15 protein-coding genes are annotated in these 19602 nt (G+C 73.6%); 11 read left to right on the forward strand and 4 right to left on the reverse strand.

What is annotated here, in order from left to right; genetic code table 11:
• Nucleotides 1-131: 131 nt before the first annotated feature.
• From OHA99_RS00810 to OHA99_RS00850, 9 genes are all read left to right on the forward strand, one after another.
• Nucleotides 132-1451: a DEAD/DEAH box helicase gene (locus OHA99_RS00810; RefSeq protein WP_405693485.1), complete on the forward strand. Its 1320-nt coding sequence runs from the start codon at nucleotides 132-134 to the stop codon at nucleotides 1449-1451.
• A 190-nt stretch (nucleotides 1452-1641) separates the two neighbouring features.
• Nucleotides 1642-4659: a family 16 glycoside hydrolase gene (locus OHA99_RS00815; RefSeq protein WP_405693487.1), complete on the forward strand. Its 3018-nt coding sequence runs from the start codon at nucleotides 1642-1644 to the stop codon at nucleotides 4657-4659.
• A 135-nt stretch (nucleotides 4660-4794) separates the two neighbouring features.
• Entirely contained in the window at nucleotides 4795-5625 is an 831-nt protein-coding gene (gene nadE, locus OHA99_RS00820; RefSeq protein ID WP_153176227.1) for an ammonia-dependent NAD(+) synthetase, read from the forward strand.
• 145 nt (nucleotides 5626-5770) lie between these two features.
• Nucleotides 5771-7294, forward strand: a complete 1524-nt coding sequence (gene glpK / locus OHA99_RS00825; RefSeq protein ID WP_153176228.1) for a glycerol kinase GlpK — start codon at nucleotides 5771-5773, stop codon at nucleotides 7292-7294.
• 93 nt (nucleotides 7295-7387) lie between these two features.
• Nucleotides 7388-8479 carry an AI-2E family transporter gene (locus OHA99_RS00830; RefSeq protein ID WP_153176229.1) on the forward strand — a complete coding sequence of 364 codons (1092 nt, stop codon included), beginning with the start codon at nucleotides 7388-7390 and terminating at the stop codon, nucleotides 8477-8479.
• 87 nt (nucleotides 8480-8566) lie between these two features.
• Nucleotides 8567-9220 (forward strand): maleylpyruvate isomerase N-terminal domain-containing protein, encoded by a 654-nt coding sequence (locus OHA99_RS00835; protein WP_381594144.1) that lies wholly within the window; start codon nucleotides 8567-8569, stop codon nucleotides 9218-9220.
• Between the two features lie 305 nt (nucleotides 9221-9525).
• Nucleotides 9526-10179: an ankyrin repeat domain-containing protein gene (locus OHA99_RS00840; RefSeq protein WP_405693490.1), complete on the forward strand. Its 654-nt coding sequence runs from the start codon at nucleotides 9526-9528 to the stop codon at nucleotides 10177-10179.
• Nucleotides 10176-11354 carry a hypothetical protein gene (locus OHA99_RS00845; protein ID WP_405693492.1) on the forward strand — a complete coding sequence of 393 codons (1179 nt, stop codon included), beginning with the start codon at nucleotides 10176-10178 and terminating at the stop codon, nucleotides 11352-11354. The genes OHA99_RS00840 and OHA99_RS00845 overlap by 4 nt, the downstream gene beginning before the upstream one ends.
• Nucleotides 11355-11582: 228 nt before the next feature.
• Nucleotides 11583-12041, forward strand: a complete 459-nt coding sequence (locus tag OHA99_RS00850; RefSeq protein WP_153176233.1) for a Crp/Fnr family transcriptional regulator — start codon at nucleotides 11583-11585, stop codon at nucleotides 12039-12041.
• Between the two features lie 18 nt (nucleotides 12042-12059).
• On the opposite strand, the gene OHA99_RS00855 is transcribed toward OHA99_RS00850, so the two are convergent.
• Entirely contained in the window at nucleotides 12060-13787 is a 1728-nt protein-coding gene (locus tag OHA99_RS00855) for a GAF domain-containing protein (protein ID WP_366471651.1), read from the reverse strand.
• 94 nt (nucleotides 13788-13881) lie between these two features.
• Nucleotides 13882-14574, reverse strand: coding sequence for a response regulator (locus OHA99_RS00860; RefSeq protein WP_405693494.1), 693 nt, complete (start codon nucleotides 14572-14574; stop codon nucleotides 13882-13884).
• 240 nt (nucleotides 14575-14814) lie between these two features.
• Between OHA99_RS00860 and OHA99_RS00865 the strand changes: the two genes are divergently transcribed.
• Together OHA99_RS00865 and OHA99_RS00870 are read left to right on the forward strand one after the other, a co-directional pair.
• A complete protein-coding gene (locus OHA99_RS00865) occupies nucleotides 14815-15279 on the forward strand; it encodes a pyridoxamine 5'-phosphate oxidase family protein (RefSeq protein WP_153176236.1) in 465 nt (154 codons plus the stop codon).
• A 235-nt stretch (nucleotides 15280-15514) separates the two neighbouring features.
• Nucleotides 15515-16744 carry a globin domain-containing protein gene (locus tag OHA99_RS00870; RefSeq protein ID WP_405693496.1) on the forward strand — a complete coding sequence of 410 codons (1230 nt, stop codon included), beginning with the start codon at nucleotides 15515-15517 and terminating at the stop codon, nucleotides 16742-16744.
• Between the two features lie 123 nt (nucleotides 16745-16867).
• On the opposite strand, the gene OHA99_RS00875 is transcribed toward OHA99_RS00870, so the two are convergent.
• Together OHA99_RS00875 and OHA99_RS00880 are read right to left on the reverse strand one after the other, a co-directional pair.
• Entirely contained in the window at nucleotides 16868-18022 is a 1155-nt protein-coding gene (locus tag OHA99_RS00875; RefSeq protein WP_405698873.1) for an MFS transporter, read from the reverse strand.
• A 133-nt stretch (nucleotides 18023-18155) separates the two neighbouring features.
• Complete coding sequence (locus OHA99_RS00880) at nucleotides 18156-19220, reverse strand: Acg family FMN-binding oxidoreductase (RefSeq protein WP_381606206.1); 1065 nt, start codon at nucleotides 19218-19220, stop codon at nucleotides 18156-18158.
• Nucleotides 19221-19602: the final 382 nt, after the last annotated feature.

Genomic DNA, 19602 nt, shown 5'->3' on the forward strand with positions numbered 1-19602 from the left:
GGCACGGACGCTCGGCCGCGGGGCGCGGGGAGGCCCGCTGGTAAAATGGCCCCACGCTTTGAGGCGCCCGGGTCCGTACCGAGGGGTACGGACCCGGTCGCGTTCCGGGCGCCTGAACAGGAAGGTCCCCCATGAACGCGAAGCCGACCGCATCCTTCGACGCCCTCGGGCTGCCGCCGGTGCTGGTGGAGACGATGACCGGCCTGGGGGTGACGGAGCCCTTCCCGATCCAGGCGGCGACCCTGCCCGACGCCCTGGCCGGGCGCGACATCCTCGGCCGGGCGCGGACCGGCTCCGGCAAGACGCTGGCCTTCGGGCTGGCCCTGCTCGCCAGAACGGCGGGCCGGCGCGCGGAGTCGAAGCGGCCGCTGGCCCTCGTCCTGGTGTCGACCCGGGAACTGGCCCAGCAGGTGAGCGAGGCACTGACGCCGTACGCGCGGGCCCTGGACGTGCGCCTGACGACGGTCGTCGGCGGGCTGTCGATCAACCGCCAGACCCAGGCGCTGCGCGACGGCGCCGAAGTGGTCGTCGCCACGCCGGGCCGGCTGACCGACCTGGTGGCCCGGCGGGACTGCCACCTGAACCACGTGCGGATCACGGTGCTGGACGAGGCGGACCAGATGTGCGACATGGGGTTCCTGCCCCAGGTCTCCGGACTCCTGGACCAGGTGCCCTCCGACGGGCAGCGGCTGCTGTTCTCGGCCACTCTCGACCGCGACGTCGACCAGCTGGTGCGGGACCGCCTCCACGACCCGGTACTCGCCTCGGTCGACCCTGCGTCGGCCGCGGTGACCACGATGGAGCATCACGTACTGACCGTTCACCCCGCCGACAAGTACGCGACCGCGACCGAGATCGCCGCCCGCGACGGCCGGGTGCTGATGTTCCTCGACACGAAGGCCGGCGTCGACCGGTTCACCCGGCAGCTGCGGGCCGCCGGGGTGGCCGCGGCCGCCCTGCACAGCGGGAAGTCGCAGCCCCAGCGCACCCACACCCTCGCCCGGTTCGTGGAGGGCGGGGTCACCGTGCTGGTGGCCACCAACGTCGCGGCGCGGGGCATCCACGTCGACGACCTCGACCTCGTCGTCAACGTCGATCCGCCGGCCGACGCCAAGGACTACCTGCACCGCGGCGGGCGCACGGCGCGCGCCGGTCGGGCGGGGAGCGTGGTCACGCTCGTCACCCCCGACCAGCGGCGCGACGTGAACCGGATGATGTCCGAGGCCGGGATCCGGCCTACGGTGACCCCGGTGCGCTCCGGCGAACAGACGCTCACAGACCTCACCGGCGCGAAGCGCCCGCCGGCCGGTCCCGGCAAGGAGAGCGGCAACGCGCCCTTCCGCGGGATGGGCACCCGCCCGGGCCGTGCCGCGAAGGGGTCGCGCAAGGCCGCCGAGGCGCGCAAGGCCGCGGAGGCCCGCGCGGCGGCCCGGGTACGCAGGGGCCGCTGACCGCGGGAGTCCCGCTCCGGCCCGCCCCGACTCGGACGCCGACGCCGACGCCAAGAACTTTGAACACACCGATGACAAAGTATGGACATGTCAAGCGGAAGTCTCCTACCTTGGCGGCGGAACGTCCGTCATACCGCACGAGACCGGAGCGATATCCGGCACGGTCCGGTCCCCATCTTCCGGAGGACCAATGCGCCATCGGCTGTTGTCGCGTGCCCGAAGACACCTCATCCTCCTGCTCGCGTCGGCCGTTTCGGCCGGCGGCGCCTGGGCCGCTCCGGCGGCCTCGGCCTCCCCGGCGGCCGCCGCCGGCATCCCGCCGCAGGAACCCGGGGTCACGCTGCGCGTGTTCGACGTACAGACGCCACTGAAAGAGCTGTGCACCCTCAAACCGGGCCAGACGCCCAACCACGACAAGCTGATGCCGACGGTCGACTGGTCCACCACGGCCGACTTCGGCGGCATCGCCGACAACTTCGTCTCCGAGGCCTCCGGTTACCTGGTCGCCCCGCGTGACGGCACCTACGTGTTCCGGCTCGTCAGCGACGACGGATCGAGGCTGACCCTCGACGGCACCACGGTGATCGACCACGACGGACTGCACGGCGCGGAGCCGAAGGACGGCACGGTCGAACTCACCGCGGGAGCGCACCCGCTGCGCGTGGAGCACTTCGACCGCGGCGGCGGCCAGCAGCTCCAGCTGTCCTGGATGCCGCCGGGCGAGAGCGGGTTCAGCGTCGTGCCCACCGAGGCGCTGAGCACCGACGCCGGGGTCGTCCGGGTGACGGCGCCGGGCCGCAAGGAGTGCGAGGCCGGGCGCGACACCCCCGGCGACGGCCTGCCGCTCACCTCCGTGCGCCCCGACCTCGACCTCACCGACCTGCGCCCCGAGGGGTTCGAACCGCAGGTCACCGGTATGGACTGGCTGCCCGACGGGCGCCTGGCGATCAGCACCTGGGGCGGCACCGACAACGTTGCCGGAGAGGTGTACCTGCTGGACAACGTCACCGGCGAGACCAGCCGCGACCAGGTGACCGTCGAGAAGGTCGCGAGCGGGCTGCGTGAGCCCATGGGCATCAAGTACGTGGACGGTTCGCTCTACGTCTCGCAGAAGCACGAGCTGACCCGGCTGGTGGACAGCGACGGCGACGACGTGACCGACGAGTACCGCACGGTCGCCACCTGGCCCTACGGCGGCAACTTCCACGAGTTCGCCTTCGGCCTGCTCTACCGGGACGGCTACTTCTACGTGAACCTCTCCGTCGCCATCGACCTCGGCGGCGCCACCACCGACCCGCAGCCCGCGCCCAACCGCGGGACGACCTACAAGATCAGCAAGAAGACGGGGAAGATCAGCCCGATCGCGGGCGGTCTGCGCACGCCCAACGGTATCGGCTGGGGCCCCGGCGGCGGCCTGTTCACCACCGACAACCAGGGCGGCTGGCTCCCCGCCTCGAAGCTGGTCCAGATCAAGCAGGACCGCTTCTTCAACCACTACACCGAGCCAGCCGGGCCCTTCGAGGACTCCCCCGTCACCCAGCCGGTGCTGTGGCTGCCGCAGAACGAGATCGGCAACTCGCCGTCCACCCCGCTCTACCTCACCGAGGGCAGGTTCGCGGGCCAGCTGCTGATCGGTGACGTCACCTACGGCGGCCTCCAGCGCGCCTACCTGGAGAAGGTGAAGGGCCAGTACCAGGGCGCCGTCTTCCGCTACACCCAGGGCCTGGAGGCGGGCGTCAACCGGGTCTCCATGGGCCCCGACGGCGCGATCTACACCGGCGGCCTGGGCGCCGACGGGAACTGGGGCCAGGAGGGCAAGCTGAAGTTCGGCCTGCAGAAGCTGACGCCGAACGGCGGCAACACCTTCGACGTCCAGAAGATGCGGGCCGTGCCCGGCGGCTTCGACCTCACGTACACCCAGCCGGTGTCCGAGGAGACGGCCGCCGACCTCGCGGCCCGCTACGAGGCCCAGCAGTGGCGCTACACGCCGACCTCCGACTACGGCGGCCCGAAGATCGCCGAGGAGGACCTGACCGTACGGTCCGCGACGCTCTCGGACGACGGCCGCACGGTCCGGCTGCGGCTGGACGGCCTGAAGCCGGACCGCGTCGTGCACGTGCGCTCCCCGCGCCCCTTCGCCTCGGCCTCCGGCGAGACGCTGTGGAGCACCGAGGCCTGGTACACGCTCAACGAGATGCCCGGAAAGCAGCCGCCCGCCGCCACCCTGTACGAGGCCGAAGAGGCCCGGCTGACGGGGAAGGCGGGCGTCAACACCGACCACGTCGGCTACTCCGGCAGCGGCTTCGTCGACCGCTACGCCACCGAGGGCGACGTCACCACGACCTTCGACGTGACCGTCCCGAAGACCGGCACCTACGACGTGGGCCTGCGCTACTCCAACGGCCCGAACCCCTTCGAGGGCACCAAGTCGCTCTCCCTGTACGCGGGCGGGAAGAAGGTGCGCCAGACACAGCTCCCGTCCACCGGGGACTGGGACACCTGGTCCACACGGACCGAGAGCCTGCGGCTGCGCGCCGGCCACAACACGGTCTCCTACCGCTACGACCCCGGCGACACCGGCCACGTCAACCTCGACCTGATCACCGTGCGCCCGCACGGCGCCCCGGTCCCCCTGTTCGACGGCACCGCCACCTCGCAGGAGCAGTGGCAGCACACGGACGGAAGGAAGGTGGCCTGGCCGCTGACCGAGGAGCGGTCGATGGAGGTGTGCTGCGGCGACATCCGCACCAAGGACGCCTACCAGGACTTCAGGCTGCACGTGGAGTTCCGGGTGCCGCTGCTGCCGGACGACGTGACCGGGCAGGACCGCGGCAACAGCGGCATCTACCTCCAGGACCGCTACGAGCTGCAGATCCTCGACTCCTACGGTGACACCACCCCGGACACCAACGAGGCCGGGGCGATCTACCTGAAGAAGGCACCCGACACCAACGCGGCGACGGCCCCGGAGACCTGGCAGACGTACGACATCGTCTTCCGGGCCGCGCGCTTCGACGAGAACGGCGCCAAGACCGCCGACGCGCGGGTGACGGTGGTGTGGAACGGCGAGACGGTCCACGACGACGTCGCCCTCGACGGGCCCACCGCGGCCGGCCGGTCCGAGACGCCGGCCGCCGGGGCGATCCGGTTGCAGGACCACGGCAACAAGGTCAGGTTCCGCGCCATCCGGGTCGAACCGCTGGACTGACCCGAAGCCGTGCGGGGCGGTCCCTGAACGCCGCCCCGCACGGCCGCTCCACGGTTCCGGCGGGCGATCCGGTGCCGCGGGCGCCTGTGGGTAGGCTGAAGCGAGAAACACCTGCCCGTCGAAGAAGGAGCGGAATTGAGCGAGCCGGCGTCCATCGCCCTGCAGAAGGAGATCGCCCGGGAACTGGAGGTCGCGGAGACCTTCGACGCGGAACGGGAGATCGAGCGCCGGGTGGCCTTCCTCGCCGGGCGGCTGACCTCCGCCGGTCTGCGCGCCCTCGTGCTCGGCATCAGCGGCGGTGTCGACTCGACCACCGCGGGCCGGCTCTGCCAGCTCGCCGTGGAGCGGGCCCGCGCCGAGGGGCACGAGGCCCGCTTCTACGCGATGCGGCTGCCGCACGGGGTCCAGGCGGACGAGCACGACGCCCAGCGCGCGCTCTCCTTCATCCGGCCCGACGAGGTGCTGACCGTGGACATCAAGCCCGCCAGCGACGCGATGCTCGAGACCCTGCTCGCCGCCGACGTGGCCTTCCGCGACGCCCACCACCAGGACTTCGTGCAGGGCAACGTCAAGGCCCGGCAGCGCATGATCGCGCAGTACGCGGTGGCCGGTGCGCACGGCGGCCTGGTCGTCGGCACCGACCACGCGGCAGAGGCGGTCTCCGGCTTCTTCACCAAGTTCGGCGACGGCGCCGCCGACGTCGTACCGCTGACGGGCCTGACCAAGCGCCGCGTGCGCGCCGTCGCGGACGCGCTGGGCGCCCCCGCCGAGCTGGTGCGGAAGGTGCCGACGGCCGACCTGGAGACCCTCGACCCGGGCAAGGCCGACGAGGACGCCCTCGGGGTCACCTACGACGAGATCGACGACTTCCTGGAGGGCAGGCCGGTGAAGGAGCAGGTCTTCGAGACGATCGTGACCCGCTACCGGCAGACCGACCACAAGCGCCGGATGCCGATCGCTCCCTGACCCGACCGCCGGTGGCGGCGACGGCCACCACCGGCGACCACCACGCCAGCCATGTCCTTTATGTGCGGTTTGCCGTGAGTCGCCTTAGTCTGTCCGAGGAGGTGCCCGAACCAGGGCGGTCACCGGCCGGAGAGGCGGAACGGACATGGCGGACTTCATCGGCGCGGTGGACCAGGGAACCACCAGCACCCGGTTCATGATCTTCGATCACGGGGGCAACGAGGTCGCGAAGCACCAGCTGGAGCACGAGCAGATCCTCCCCCGCTCCGGATGGGTGGAGCACGACCCGGTGGAGATCTGGGAGCGCACCAACTCGGTGATGCAGAACGCCCTGCGCAACGGCGGTCTGTCGGGGTCCGACCTGGCGGCCATCGGCATCACCAACCAGCGGGAGACCACGGTGGTCTGGGACCCGCGCACCGGCCGGCCGTACTACAACGCCATCGTCTGGCAGGACACCCGCACCGACGCCATCGCGGCGAACCTGGAGCGCACCGGCCGGGGCGACGTCATCCGCCGCAAGGCCGGGCTGCCGCCCGCGACGTACTTCTCCGGCGGGAAGATCCAGTGGATCCTGGAGAACGTCGACGGCGTCCGCGAGGCCGCGGAGCAGGGACACGCGGTGTTCGGCAACACGGACTCCTGGGTCCTGTGGAACCTGACGGGCGGCCCCGACGGCGGCATCCACGCCACCGACGTGACCAACGCGAGCCGCACCATGCTGATGGACCTGGAGACGCTCGACTGGGACGACGAACTGCTGGGCTTCTTCGGCATCCCGCGCGGCATGCTGCCCACCATCAACCCGTCCTCGCACCCGGAGGCGTACGGCACGACCCGGACCTCCCGGCCGCTGCGCGCCGCCGTCCCCATCACCGGGGTCCTGGGCGACCAGCACGCGGCGACCGTCGGCCAGGTCTGCTTCTCGCCCGGCGAGGCCAAGAACACCTACGGCACCGGCAACTTCCTGGTCCTCAACACCGGCACCGAGCTGGTCCGCTCCCAGCACGGTCTCCTGACGACCGTGGCCTACCAGTTCGGCGACAACCCGCCGGTCTACGCGCTGGAGGGCTCGATCGCGGTGACCGGGTCCGCCGTGCAGTGGCTGCGCGACCAGATGAAGATCATCAAGACCGCGGCCGAGAGCGAGGAACTCGCCCGCACGGTCGAGGACAACGGCGGCATGTACTTCGTCCCGGCGTTCTCCGGCCTGTTCGCCCCGTACTGGCGCTCGGACGCCCGGGGCGCGATCGTCGGCCTCGCCCGGTACAACGACAACGCGCACCTGGCCCGGGCGACGCTGGAGTCCATCTGCTACCAGAGCCGCGACGTGGTCGTGGCCATGGAGCAGGACTCCTCGGTCCACCTGGACGTGCTCAGGGTCGACGGCGGGGTGACCGCCAACGACCTGTGCATGCAGATCCAGGCGGACATCCTCGGCGTCCCCGTCAGCCGTCCCGTCGTCGCGGAGACCACCGCTCTCGGCGCCGCCTACGCGGCGGGGCTGGCCACCGGCTTCTGGCGGGACACCGACGAACTGCGCACCCACTGGAGCGAGTCCAGGCGCTGGGAGCCCCAGTGGTCCGAGGAGCAGCGCGCGCAGGGGTACGCGGGCTGGAAGATGGCGGTCGAGCGCACCCTCGACTGGGTCAAGGTCCCGGAGAGCTGATCCGAGGGCGTATCACCGCCAACGGGGCCCGCGGTGCCGGAGGTTCCGCGGGCCCCCGGGTCCCGCGCACGGGCGTCCGCATAGGGTGATCCCATGTCTGCCGGATTGAGCGCGGCGAGGACCCGGGCCGCGCTGCGCACCAGCGCGCGCGTCTCGGGCGAGTTGCTGCTGATACTCGTCATGCTCGCGGTGACCCTGTGGGTCCTCGGCCGTATGTGGTCGGTGGTGTGGCCACTCCTCGTCGGTCTGCTCCTCACCACGTTGACGTGGCCCTCGGCCCGCTTCCTGCGACGGCACGGGTGGCGTCCGGCTCTGGCCGCGACGGTGGTGACGGTGGCCTTCCTGCTGGTCGTCGTGGGCATCGTGACACTGATCGCGGTGCCGATGTCCTCCCAGACGGACGAGTTGACCGACGGTGTGGTCGAGGGCATCCAGCGGCTGCGCGAGTGGGCGGCGGGACCGCCCCTCAACATCGGTGACGACGAGATCACCGGTGCGATGGATTCTGCGGTGGCCCGCATCCAGGACAGCGTCGGCAGCATCACCACCGCCGTGGCGACGGGGGTGGGGGCGGTGGTCAACGGCCTGATCACCGCGGTTCTGGGCGTCTTCCTGATGTTCTTCTTCCTCAAGGACGGGCCGCGGTTCCTGCCCTGGCTGGCCCGCCAGTTGCCCGGCCGGCTGGCCACCGACGTCCCGGTGGTCGCGCTGCGGGGCTGGGAGACCCTGGGTTCCTTCGTCCGTTCGCAGGCCCTGGTGGGACTGCTCGACGCCGTGTTCATCGGCCTCGGCCTGTGGATACTGGACGTGCCGCTGGTGCTGCCCCTGGCGGTCCTGACGTTCGTGTCCGCGTTCGTGCCCATCGTGGGCGCCCTGTTCGCGGGTTTCGTGGCGGTGCTGATCGCCCTGGTGTCGAACGGCCTGACGGACGCCCTCATCGTGCTCGCGATCATCGTGGTCGTGCAGCAGTTGGAGGGCAACGTCTTCCAGCCCATCATCCAGAGCCGTGGCCTCGGTCTGCACGCGGCGGTGATCCTGCTGGCGGTGACGCTGGGCGGCAGCCTGTCCGGGATCGTGGGCAGCCTGCTCGCCGTCCCCCTCGCCGCGCTGATCGCGGTGGTGTGGAACTACGTGCGCGAGCAGTTGGCCGAGCCGTCCGAGGAGGCCGCGACCGCCGACGGCTGAGCCGGCGGACGGTCCCCTCACGTCGATGCCGGGCCGCTCGTGCGAATGGGGTCGCCACCGGGCGGGCGGTGGTGTTGGCTGTCGGGCGTGGATCTCTTCAGCCGCTCCTGGTCGGCCCTGCTCGCCGCGGTCGCCGACCTCTCCGACGAGGACTTCGCCCGGCCGTCCGGCTGTGCCGGCTGGCTCGTCCGGGACCTGGTGTGCCACCTGGTCGTCGACGCCCAGGACGTCCTGATCACCCTGGCCACCCCGACCGCCGAGGAGCCGACCCGGGACGCGGTGACCTACTGGCAGGTCGTCGAGCCCCCGACCGGGGACGACCCGCTCGACGCGCTGATCGTCCGCCTGGCCGCCGCCTACGAGCAGCCGGAGCTGCTCAAGTTCCACCTCGACGACGTCGGTTCCGCCGCGGGGCGCGCAGCGGCGCTGGCCGATCCCACGGGCCGGGTGGGCACGCAGGGCCAGGTGCTCACGGCGGGCGACTACCTCTCGGCGTACGTCCTGGAATGGTCCCTGCACCATCTGGACCTGGTCGCGCACCTTCCGGAGGCGGCGGCGCCTCCCGCCGAGGGGCTCGGGCGCGCGCGGGAGCTGTTCGAAGGGGTCGTCGGCGCGGCGTTCCCCGCGTCGTTCGCCGACCGGGACGCGCTGCTGGTCGGCACCGGACGCCGGACGCCGACCCCGGCGGAGGAGGCCGCGCTGGGCACGCCGGCGGCACGGCTCCCGTTCCCGGTCGGCTGACCGGCTGCGTCGGACGCGTGGGGCCCGGTGGGCTTGATGGACTCGGTGGACTCGGCCGGTCGGCGTCCGGTCGGCGCGCGCGATCGCCGGTCCGGCGGCCCCCGCGAGCCGGCGGGCCGTCCAGTGGTCCGGTGAGTCGCCCGGCAGTCCGGTGAGTCGCCCGGCAGTCCGGTGGGTCGTCCGATCGGACGACAGGGGCGTCGTCCGCCCGGCAGCCGCGGGGGAGCCGGTGCGTCGATCTCAGCCGGGGCCACGCGGGTCCACGCTGGAGGCACACGTCCCCGACACCGTGGAGCTGTCCGACCATGACCGCCAAGCCACCCACCCCCGCCGACCTCGCCCTGTCGGACGCCGTTGGCCGCGGCGACGCCGATGCCGCCCGGGCCGCGCTGCGGGCCGGCGCCGACCGGGAACGGCGCGACGGACAGGGCCGCACGCCGCTGCTCCTGGCGGCCCTGGCCGACCGGGTCGCGGTCGCCGAGGTCCTGGTCGGGGCCGGCGCGGACGTCAACGCGCAGGACGCGCGGGACGACAGCGCGTGGCTGGTCACCGGGGTCACGGGCAGCGTCGCGATGATGCGGACGCTGCTGCCCGGCGGTCCGGACGTCACGCTCACCAACCGCTTCGGCGGCGTCTCGGTCGTCCCGGCGAGCGAACGCCGCCACGTGGCCTACGTACGCGCCGTGCTCGCGGAGACGGACATCGACGTGGACCACGTCAACCGGCTCGGCTGGACGGCGCTCCTCGAAGCGGTCGTCCTCGGCGACGGCGGCCGCGCGCACCAGGACGTCGTGGCGGCCCTGCTCGCCGCGGGCGCCGACCCCGCGCTGCCGGACGGCGACGGCGTCACGGCCCGTGCCCACGCCGAACGCAGGGGCTTCGAGGCCGTCGCGGACCTGCTGCGGCGGGCGGAGTCGCAGGGCGGCGAGGGCCCTCGCGCTGGGGGTGGCGGGCGGTGAACCGGCGTTCCCTCGCGGGCCGCCTCGCCGTGCTGGCCGCCGTCACCGCGACACTGGGCGGTTGCGCGTCGGACGGCGACGACCGGTCCGCTCCCCCGGTGTCCGACCCGCCGGCCACCGCGTCCCCGCGCGCGCCCGAGTCCGGCGGCGCCCCGGCGCGCACGCCGGACGGCACCCTGCTGGTCACGGACTTCGGCGCCGACACCGTCACCTTCGTCGACCCCGCCGGGCGGGGCGATGCGGCCGACCTGGGCTCGGTACGGGTCGGGACGGCGCCGTACGGGATCGCGCTGGGCGAGGACGGCACGGCGTGGGTGGCGACCGCGGAGGGCGTGGCCGCCGTGGACACCCGCACCCGCGAGCGCACCGGCCTCGTCCCCCACCGGACGGACACGGGACCGGTGACGACCGGCGAGTACCGGGGCGGCGGCATGGGCATCGCCCTGTCCCCCGACGGCAGCCGCGTCTACGTCGGGGTCACCGTCCCCGGCGGCAAGGGCACCCTGGAGGTCGTCGACACGAAGCGGCGTGAGGTGACGCGGGTGGTCCCGGTCGGTCGCCGCCCGTTCGACGTCGACGTCTCGCGCGACGGACGGCAGGTCTACGCGACCAACCACGACTCCTTCGACGTGACGGTCGTCGACACCGGCGAGTGGACGGCGCGCCGCATCGAGGTCGCCCCGTACGGCACCGAGGGCGGCCTCGGCTCCTGGCTCAAGCCGCACTACACCGCCGTGCGCCCCTCCGACGGGGCCCTGCTGCTGCCGTTCGAGGGCGAACGCCTGGCGGTGGTCGATCCCGGCACCGGGCGGGTCCGGATCGAGGACATGACGGCCAACACCCACCAGCACGGCGTCACGGCGGGCGCCGACGGCACGCTGTACGTGGTGGGCACCGGCCCGATCGACCCGTCCGAGGACGACGGCCCGTCCCTGACCGTCCGCACGCCCGACGGCGACGAGCGGGTCGTCCCGCTGGAGGGCCCGCACGAGACCGTCACCCTCTCGGCCGACGGCCGCACCGCCTATGTCTCGGGCGGCTTCACCCGCGACGGCTACTGGAACGGCCTGAGCGTCGTCGACATCGGCACCGGCCGGGTGACCCGGCTCCCGGTGGGCGAGCGGCCGCTGGCCGTCGCGGTCCTCGGCGGCGAGGAGGGGACCGGCGGCGCCTGAGCGCCCGCGGGCCGAACCGGGGCCGAACGGCCCATGCCGGGGACCGGGCGGCCCCTGGTGTCCCGGTCCGGCCGGCGGGACGCTGGAGTCGACAGCCCCGGCACGCACCCGAGGGGAACGGCGAGAGGCGGTCGGACGAGCGGCGGTCCCGGACCGTCGGGCCGATCGTCCCGCCGAGTGCTTCCCCCGCCGTCCGTCCGCGGTGACCGCACGAAAGGAGCCGGAGCGATGACCTCTGCCACCACCCTGTCCGCGGCCCTGCACGGCGACCACCGCGAGCGCCTCATGCGTGTCGCGCGGGAGGTCACCGTCGCGGAGGGCACCCGCCTCTTCGAGGAAGGCCGGCACGCCGACCGGTTCTGGATCGTCCGGACCGGCACGGTCAGTCTCGACCTGCGCGTCCCGGGCCGGCGGGCCCCCGTCATCGAGACCCTGGGCCACGGGGAACTCGTCGGCTGGTCCTGGCACTTCCCGCCCTACCTGTGGCAACTGGGCGGCGAGGCCACGACCCCGGTGCGCGCCTGGGAGTTCGACGCGGACGTCGTGCGGGAGTTGTGCGCCCGCGATCCCGAGTTCGGCCGCACGGTCGCCGTCTGGGTCGGCAAGGTCGTCGCCCACCGGCTGCACGCGGCCCGGGTCCGGCTGCTCGACCTGTACGGGCCGTACGGCAGCGGCGGGCTGCTCTGACCCGGCGGGCCCCCGCGTTCAGTCCTCGTCCGGCACCGGTGCCCGCCACTCCAGCACGGTGCCGCCGTCCGCGGGGCCGGTGAGCCGCAGTTCGCCGCCCAGCTGAGCGGCGCGTTCCGCCAGGTTGCGCAGCCCGCTGCGGCGCCCGCCGGACGGTATGCCGACGCCGTTGTCCGTGACGCTCAGCCGCACCTCGCGGCCGTCGGTCTCCAGGACGACGGCGACCCGGCCGGCGCGCGCGTGCCGGGCCACGTTGGTCAGGGCCTCGGAGAGCACCGCGACCACGTGCTCGGCGATCCGGCCGGGCACCTCCGTGTCCAGCAGGCCCTCCATCCGGAGGCTGGGGGCGAAGCCCAGAACCGGGGCCGCCTCGCCGACGACCCGCACCGTACGGCCCCTTAGCCCGGCACCGGCGGCGCCACCGCGCGACCGGAGGCCGAAGATCGTCGACCTGATGATCTTGATGGTCTCGTCCAGGTCGTCCACCGCCCGCAGCACCCGCTCCGACGCGGAGCCGTTGTCGATCAGGCGGCCGGCGCTCTGGAGCGTCATCCCGGTGGCGAACAACCGCTGGATCGCCAGGTCGTGCAGGTCCCGGGCGATCCGGTCCCGGTCCTGGAGCACCGCGATCTGCTCGGCGTCCCGGCGTCGCTCCGCCAGCTCCATGGCGAGGGCGGCCTGCGCGGCGAACCCTTGCAACGGCTCGGTCTCCTTGGCGGAGAACACCGCCTTGCCCGCCTGCCGCACCAGCAGGACGACGCCCCGCACCCCTTCGCCGGCGGCGCCGAAGGGCACCGCGACCGCGGGTCCGAGCCCGGTGAACCGGGGGGCCGCGGCGGACACCCGTACGTCCCGGGTGATGTCCGGGCTGCGCACGGGCTCGGCGGTGGAGAACGCCAGGCCGGTGAGGCTGTCGTCGATGGGCAGGACCAGACCGCGGTGGTCCTCGGCGCCCTGGCCGGTGGCCAGCTCCACCACCAGGGAGTCCGTGTCCGGCATCGGCATGGTGAGCACGGCCAGGGCCGCGCCGGTGATCTCCCGGGCCCGCTCCGCGATCAGGCCGAGTGCCGCGCCGCGCTCGCTGCCGGACATCAGACTGTGGGTGATCTCCGCGTTCGCCTGAAGCCAGCGCTCCCGCAGCCGCGACTGCTCGTACAGGCGGGCGTTGTCGATGGCGACGCCCGCGGCCACGGCCAGCGTCGACAGGACCGACTCGTCCTCCTCGTCGAACTGCGCCCCGCCCCGCTTCTCGGTCAGGTACAGGTTGCCGAAGACCTGGTCGCGGACCCGGATGGGGACACCGAGGAAGGTGCGCATCGGCGGGTGGTTCGCGGGGAAGCCGTACGACGCGGCGTGCTCGGAGAGGTCGGACAGCCTCAGGGGCTCGGGATGGCGGATCAGCTCGCCGAGGATGCCGTGGCCCTCCGGGTAGGGGCCGATGCGGGCGATCTGCTCCTCGCTGACGCCGACCGTGTGGAAGGCCGAGAGCCGCTTGCCGTCGGGGCCGATCACGCCGAGGGCGGCGTACCGCGCGTCGACGAGGGCGGCCGCGGCCTCCACGATGCTGTGCAGGACGTGCTCGAGATCCAGCTCCCGGCCCACCGAGAGCACCGCTTCCAGCAGACTGTGCACCCGGTCGCGGGTGCCCCGGGCGGCGTCGAGCCGGGCCTGGAGTTCCTCCAGCAGCTCGTCCAGCCGCAGCTGTGGCAGGCGGACCCGGGCTTCCGCCTGGTCAGGGCTGTCCACGGGTGATCCTCCAGATCCTTCCGACGCGCCGGCAGCCGGCCACCCCGGTCTCGTTCCACGGTAACGGGCCCCGGTCGGTGCCGTCCGTTCCGGATCAGTGTCCTTCCCGGCGGAGCCGGTCCTGCGCCTGGGTGGCGATCACCGCGGCCTGGATGCGGCGCTCGACGCCCAGCTTCGCCAGCAGCCGGGAGATGTGGTTCTTGACCGTCTTCTCGGCCAGGTACAGCCGCTGTCCGATCTGACGGTTGGTCAGGCCCTCGCCGATCAGGGCGAGGATCTCCCGTTCGCGGTCGGTCAGGCCCGGCAGGGCGTCCGGCTCCTCCTCCTTGGCCTGCTCGCCGCGCAGCCGCGCCATCAGCTTGGTCGCCGCGCTGGGGTCGAGCAGGGACTGGCCCGCGGCGACGGTGCGCACGGCGGTGACGAGGTCCGAGCCCTGGATCTGCTTGAGCACGTACCCGGCCGCGCCCGCCATGATCGAGTCCAGCAGGGCCTCCTCGTCGTCGAAGGAGGTCAGCATCAGGCAGGCCAGCTCCGGCATGCGGGAGCGCAGCTCCCGGCACACACTCACCCCGTCGCCGTCGGGCAGCCGTACGTCGAGCACCGCCACCCGGGGGCGGAGCGCGGGGACCCGGACGAGGGCCTGCTCCACGGTGCCCGCCTCCCCCACCACGCTGATGTCCGGCTCGTCGTCGAGCAGGTCGCGCACTCCGCGCCGCACGACCTCGTGGTCGTCCAGCAGGAAGACCTGGATCGGGTCCGCGGGGCCGGGCCGCTCGGTGTCCGCCATCGACGTGCTCCTCGTCTGCGCTCTCGTGGCGAGCCGCATTCCGTGGGGACGGCGGCTCCTCTTACGGAGATCCTCCAGCGCCCGGGGCCGAAGGACCAGGGCCGGTCGGGCCCCGTCTCGCGCGCGGGGTCCGCGCCGGGCCGGGCAGAGCCGTTCCGGGGGCCGAACGGCCCTAGCGCCCGGCTCACGGACGGCGCTCCAATGAAGCGACCGTACCTGTGACCGAGACGAAAGCATGCCATGACCTGCGAGCACGTCCCCTCGGCACCGGTGGCGCCGCGGCGCAGCATCGAGCTGGGCGCCGAGGAGGCCCTCGCGCTGCTGGGCAGCGTGTCCCTGGGACGGGTCGTCTTCACGCGGCAGGCGCTGCCGACAATCCGGCCGGTCAACCACGTCCTGGACGACGGCGACATCGTGATCCGCACCCACGAGGGGGCGGCCCTGACCTCCCGCACGCAGAAGGCCGGTGATCCGGGGGTCGTGGTCGCCTACGAGGCCGACTCCATCGACCCGGACACACACCTGGGATGGAGCGTGGTGGTGACCGGCTACGCGCAACCCGTCACCGACCCCGAGCAACTGACCCGTTATCAGGCCCTGCTGCGCCCCTGGGTGGACCGGTCTATGGACTACGCGATCCGGATCGTCCCCGACCTGATCACCGGCGTCCGGCTCACCGAGGCGCGGCCCTCGCCGACGGCGTGACACCGTCCGACGGCGCGGGGGCAGGGCCGCAGGGAGGCCGGTCCCAGGGACCTTGAGCCCCGGCGGGAGGCGACCCCATGGGGACCAACGGCCCTGTTCCGGCGTCCGTTGGTCCCGTGTACGCCGCCCGGGGCGAAACGGGGCAAGAACGCGGGCCGGCCGCTGCTACACAGGAAGTCGCCGCCGCATCCAGTGCCGCGGTCATCGACTCCTCCATCCCCTTACGGGAGGTTCCATGCTGTCCGCAGAGTCCGCGTCCGTGGTCCGGGCCACGCTGCCCGCCGTGACCGGAGCGCTCGACGAGATCGCCTCGCGCTTCTACGCCACGATGTTCCACGACCGGCCGGAACTGCTCGACGGGCTGTTCAACCGGGGCAACCAGGCCAGCGGCGCCCAGCGCCGGGCGCTGGCCGGTTCGATCGCCGCGTTCGCGGGCGCTCTGCTCGACCACCCGGACACCCGCCCGGACGCCCTGCTGGAGCGCATCGCGCACAAGCACGTCTCCGTCGGCATCACCGACGACCAGTACACGATCGTGCACAAGTACTTGTTCGCCGCGATAGCCGACGTCCTGGGCGACGCGGTCACCGCGGAGGTGGCGGCTGCCTGGGACGAGGTGTACTGGCTGATGGCCGGTGCGCTCATCGCCATGGAGGCGCGTCTGTACCACGCCGCGGGGCTGCGGCCCGGCCAGGTCTGGCGGCCCTGGACGGTGGTGGAGCGCCGCACGGAGACGGCGGACGTGGTGTCCTTCGTGATCCGCCCGGCCGACGGGAAGCCCGCCCCGCGCGCCCGCGCCGGCCAGTACGTCAGCGTGCGCGTGCTGATGCCCGACGGGGTACGGCAGTTGCGCCAGTACAGCCTGTCCGCGGAACCCGGCGGCGAGCTGCGCCGGATCACCGTCAAGCGGGTCGCCGGCACGGACGGGTCACCGGACGGCGAGGTCTCCAACCTGCTGTTCGGTGACGTGTGCCGCGGTGACGAGCTGACCCTGTCGACGCCGTCCGGCGACGTCGTCCTCGACGACGCCGGCGACCGGGCCCCCGTCGTGCTGGTCTCGGCGGGCATCGGCTGCACGCCCCTCACCGCGATGCTGTCCCACCTAGCCGCTCTGGAGTCGACCCGTCCGGTGCTGGTCCTGCACGCCGACCGGTCCCCCGCCGAGCACGCCCTGCGCGCCGAGACGCGGGAGCTGGTCGAGCGGCTGCCGGACGCCCGTGCCGTGTTCTGGTACGAGCGCCCCGGCCCTGAGGAGCCCGGGGCGCGCGGTGGCCTGATGGACCTGTCCGGGCTCGAACTGCCCGACGGGGCTTCGGTGTTCATGTGCGGTTCGCTGCCGTTCATGCGCGAGGTGCGCGCCCGGTTGCTCGCCGCCGGTGTCCCGGCCCGCCGCATCCGCTACGAGGTGTTCGGCCCCGACCTGTGGCTGGCGGACGCCGCGGACCCGGCGCAGCCGCGGGCCTGACGACGGTGCCCTGCCCCCTCCTGTCACGCGGCCGGAGGGGGCAGCGCGCTGCCCGCCCCCGCCACGGGCCGTAGGCACCCGGCTGATCAGCGCCCGTCATGTTCACCGGGGCGGCGATCGAGGTCAGCGGCCGACAGCCGTGCGGCGCAGCCGGGTGGCGGTGTAGGTCAGTGCCGCGGCGGCGACGGCCCCGAGGAGGAGCAGGCCGAGCGCGTACGAGCCGTAGGTGCCGTAGAGGGAGCCCATGACCAGGGGTGGCACGAAGCCGCCGAGGCCGCCGGCGGCGCCCACGACGCCGGTGACCGAGCCGAGCCTGTTCGCCGGGGCCAGCAGGGCCACCAGGGCGAACACCGCGCCGCTGCCCGCGCCGAGCGCGGCGGCCAGGGACAGGAAGGCGGCGGTGCCGACCGGCGTCAGCGCGGGCGCCGAGGACTGGACGAGCGCCGCGGCCAGCACCACCACCAGCGTGCCGGTCACCACCCGTACCGGTCCGATCCGGTCGGAGAGCCAGCCGCCGACCGGGCGCATCGCCACGGCGAGCAGCACGAACCCGGCCATGCGGTTCGCCGCGTCGGCCTGGGTGAGGCCGTAGCCGGTCTTCAGGTAGGTGGGGAGGTAGACGGAGAAGGCGACGTAGCCGCCGAAGGCCACCGCGTACAGCGCGGACGCCTGCCACGTGGTGCCCAGGCGCAGGGTCGAGGCCAGCCGCCGGGCGAGCGGCTCGGTGGGGACGGCGCGTCCGGGGGCGTCCCTCAGCAGCAGCGCCGCCGCCACCGCGTAGACCGCCAGCACCGCCGCGGTGATCAGGAACGGGGCGGACGTGCCGTAGGCGTCCACGAGCCGCACCGTCGACAGGGCGCTGATCGCGGTGCCGCCCATGCCCATGCCGAAGACGCCGATGGCGAGGCCGCGCCGCTCGGGCGGGAACCAGGCGTTGACGAAGGGCACGCCGACGGCGAAGGAGGTGCCGCCGATCCCGAGGAGGAAGCCGCCGGCCAGCAGTGCGGCCAAGGACGAGTGCCCGGCCAGACCCACATAGACCACCGGCACGATGGTGGCCGCCGACACGAGCGGGAACATGACGCGCCCGCCGTACCGGTCCGTGAGGGCGCCGACCGGGATCCGGCCGAGGGAGCCGACCACGACGGGCACCGCCACCAGCAGCGACTGCTCGAACGAGGTCAGCCCGAGGCTCTCCTTGAAGCGGGGGCCGAGCGGGCTCAGCAGTGCCCAGGCCCAGAAGTTGACCGCGAACCCGGCCGTGGCCAGGGCCAGCATCGGCCAGGCCCGGCCGGGTGCGGGCCCGGGCCCGTCCGGGCGTTCCGGTGGTGCCGTGTCCCGCTCTTCGCTCACCTGCTGGACCATGCCGTCCGTCCTCGTTTCCGTCATCCGTCGCGGAGTTCGTCCTTGATCACTCTCGCGGCGTACGGCAGTGCGGCGGCATGGGCCGGGGGTCCCGGCCGACGGTCGGAGGGCCCCCGGCGGGAGGGCCGGGGGTCCCGGCGGCGCGCGGGGTGCGGCCGCCCTCCGGTCCGTAGCCGAAGCGGATCAGCAGGTGCGGGTGGTGGCGCTGCCGGGTGCCGCTCACCGCCGCCCTCAGGTCGGGCCATTCCATCGCCTGGTGCAGCATCGAGGTGCGCACCCCGTGCGCGGTGGCGGTGAGCAGCACGCGTTGCAGGGCCTGCCCGGCGCGCAGCCAGTCCTGGCGCCGGTCGTGCGAGGTCCACAACAGGGCCACCTGGACGTGCCGTTCGAAGCGCGGGGCCGGGCGGCCGAGCGCGGGCAGCGGGGCGGCGAAGTCCCGCATCGGCACGCGCCCCGAGCCGTCGCGGGGTCCGAGGGCGGTCGCGGGGATGCCGTACGGGGAGGCCGAGCCCGGCGCGGTGAGCCAGGCGCGGGTTTCGGCGACGCGCTCGGCGTCGGCGGCGTTGCGGCCCTCGGCGGCCGCGGTCAGCCGCAGCAGGCGGCGGGTCGCGACGATGTCGGGGACGTCCAGGTACGCCCCCTCGGCGCGGGCGGCGCCGACCATCTCGGTGACGACGGAATCGGGCACCGGGCGTCCGGTGAAGGGCATCCGGCTGGTGTGCCGGCGCTCCACGGCTTCGTACAGCGCGCCCGGCCGCGGCGGCTCCCCCGGCCACCGCCGCGCACCGTTCGGCGGGCGCTCGGCCAGTCGTACGGTCGCCAGCAGGCTCGGGTCGCCGACCGGGGGCAGCAGTTCGACGACCGGGTCCCAGCCCAGGTGGTCGGCGGCCAGGCGGAGGTTGAGGACGGCGGCGCCCACGGACAGGTGCTGGGCGCGCCGCCCGGGGTCGGCGGCCGGGAGCCACCGTGCGTGGTCTGCGTGTACCTGGATGGTCCGGCTGTTCGCGTCCAGGCCGAACCGCCAGGGCTGCGTGTTGTGCACGGACGGTGCCGCCACGGCCGCGGCGAGCAGGGTCTGGACGGCGGTGGCGTCGACTTCCCGGGTCTGCATGGCGGCTCCTTCGCGAAAGCTGCGCCCGTTTCCCGTTCACCCTGCGTCGCCGCCGTGCCCGGGGAGAGGGTTGAACGGCCCCCGGCGGAGGGCCGGGTGGCCCCGCCGGACGCGTGACGCGGCGGGCGGGGCTCGTCGCGCGCCCGTCCTGGTGACGAGCCCTCGTCGTGCTGATCGCGTCCGGCCGTGGTGGACGGCCGGACGCGTGACCGTCCGGGCGGACGCCCCGACGCACCCGGGTGCCGCGGCCGGGGACGGGGGATTTCAGCGGCCGGCGGCCCGCGGGTGTGTCGGACCGACGGGCAGCGCCCGATCGATCACCGTCAGCATGCACCGGGGTGCATGCCGGGCCCTGCGCCGACCGGCCCTGTTGGCAGGGCCG

This window comes from Streptomyces coelicoflavus (genome assembly GCF_045041415.1).
Taxonomy (GTDB): Bacteria; Actinomycetota; Actinomycetes; order Streptomycetales; family Streptomycetaceae; genus Streptomyces; species Streptomyces coelicoflavus.

What these genes read in the sequence shown, in the direction of transcription:
- OHA99_RS00840 (WP_405693490.1), top strand. Translation starts at nt 9,526, where the DNA reads ATGACCGCCAAGCCACCCACCCCCGCCGACCTCGCCCTGTCGGACGCC.
- OHA99_RS00830 (WP_153176229.1), top strand. Translation starts at nt 7,388, where the DNA reads ATGTCTGCCGGATTGAGCGCGGCGAGGACCCGGGCCGCGCTGCGCACC.
- OHA99_RS00850 (WP_153176233.1), top strand. Translation starts at nt 11,583, where the DNA reads ATGACCTCTGCCACCACCCTGTCCGCGGCCCTGCACGGCGACCACCGC.
- OHA99_RS00875 (WP_405698873.1), bottom strand. Translation starts at nt 18,022, where the DNA reads ATGCTGGCCCTGGCCACGGCCGGGTTCGCGGTCAACTTCTGGGCCTGG.
- OHA99_RS00865 (WP_153176236.1), top strand. Translation starts at nt 14,815, where the DNA reads ATGACCTGCGAGCACGTCCCCTCGGCACCGGTGGCGCCGCGGCGCAGC.
- OHA99_RS00860 (WP_405693494.1), bottom strand. Translation starts at nt 14,574, where the DNA reads ATGGCGGACACCGAGCGGCCCGGCCCCGCGGACCCGATCCAGGTCTTC.
- OHA99_RS00815 (WP_405693487.1), top strand. Translation starts at nt 1,642, where the DNA reads ATGCGCCATCGGCTGTTGTCGCGTGCCCGAAGACACCTCATCCTCCTG.
- OHA99_RS00810 (WP_405693485.1), top strand. Translation starts at nt 132, where the DNA reads ATGAACGCGAAGCCGACCGCATCCTTCGACGCCCTCGGGCTGCCGCCG.
- OHA99_RS00870 (WP_405693496.1), top strand. Translation starts at nt 15,515, where the DNA reads ATGCTGTCCGCAGAGTCCGCGTCCGTGGTCCGGGCCACGCTGCCCGCC.
- OHA99_RS00880 (WP_381606206.1), bottom strand. Translation starts at nt 19,220, where the DNA reads ATGCAGACCCGGGAAGTCGACGCCACCGCCGTCCAGACCCTGCTCGCC.
- glpK (WP_153176228.1), top strand. Translation starts at nt 5,771, where the DNA reads ATGGCGGACTTCATCGGCGCGGTGGACCAGGGAACCACCAGCACCCGG.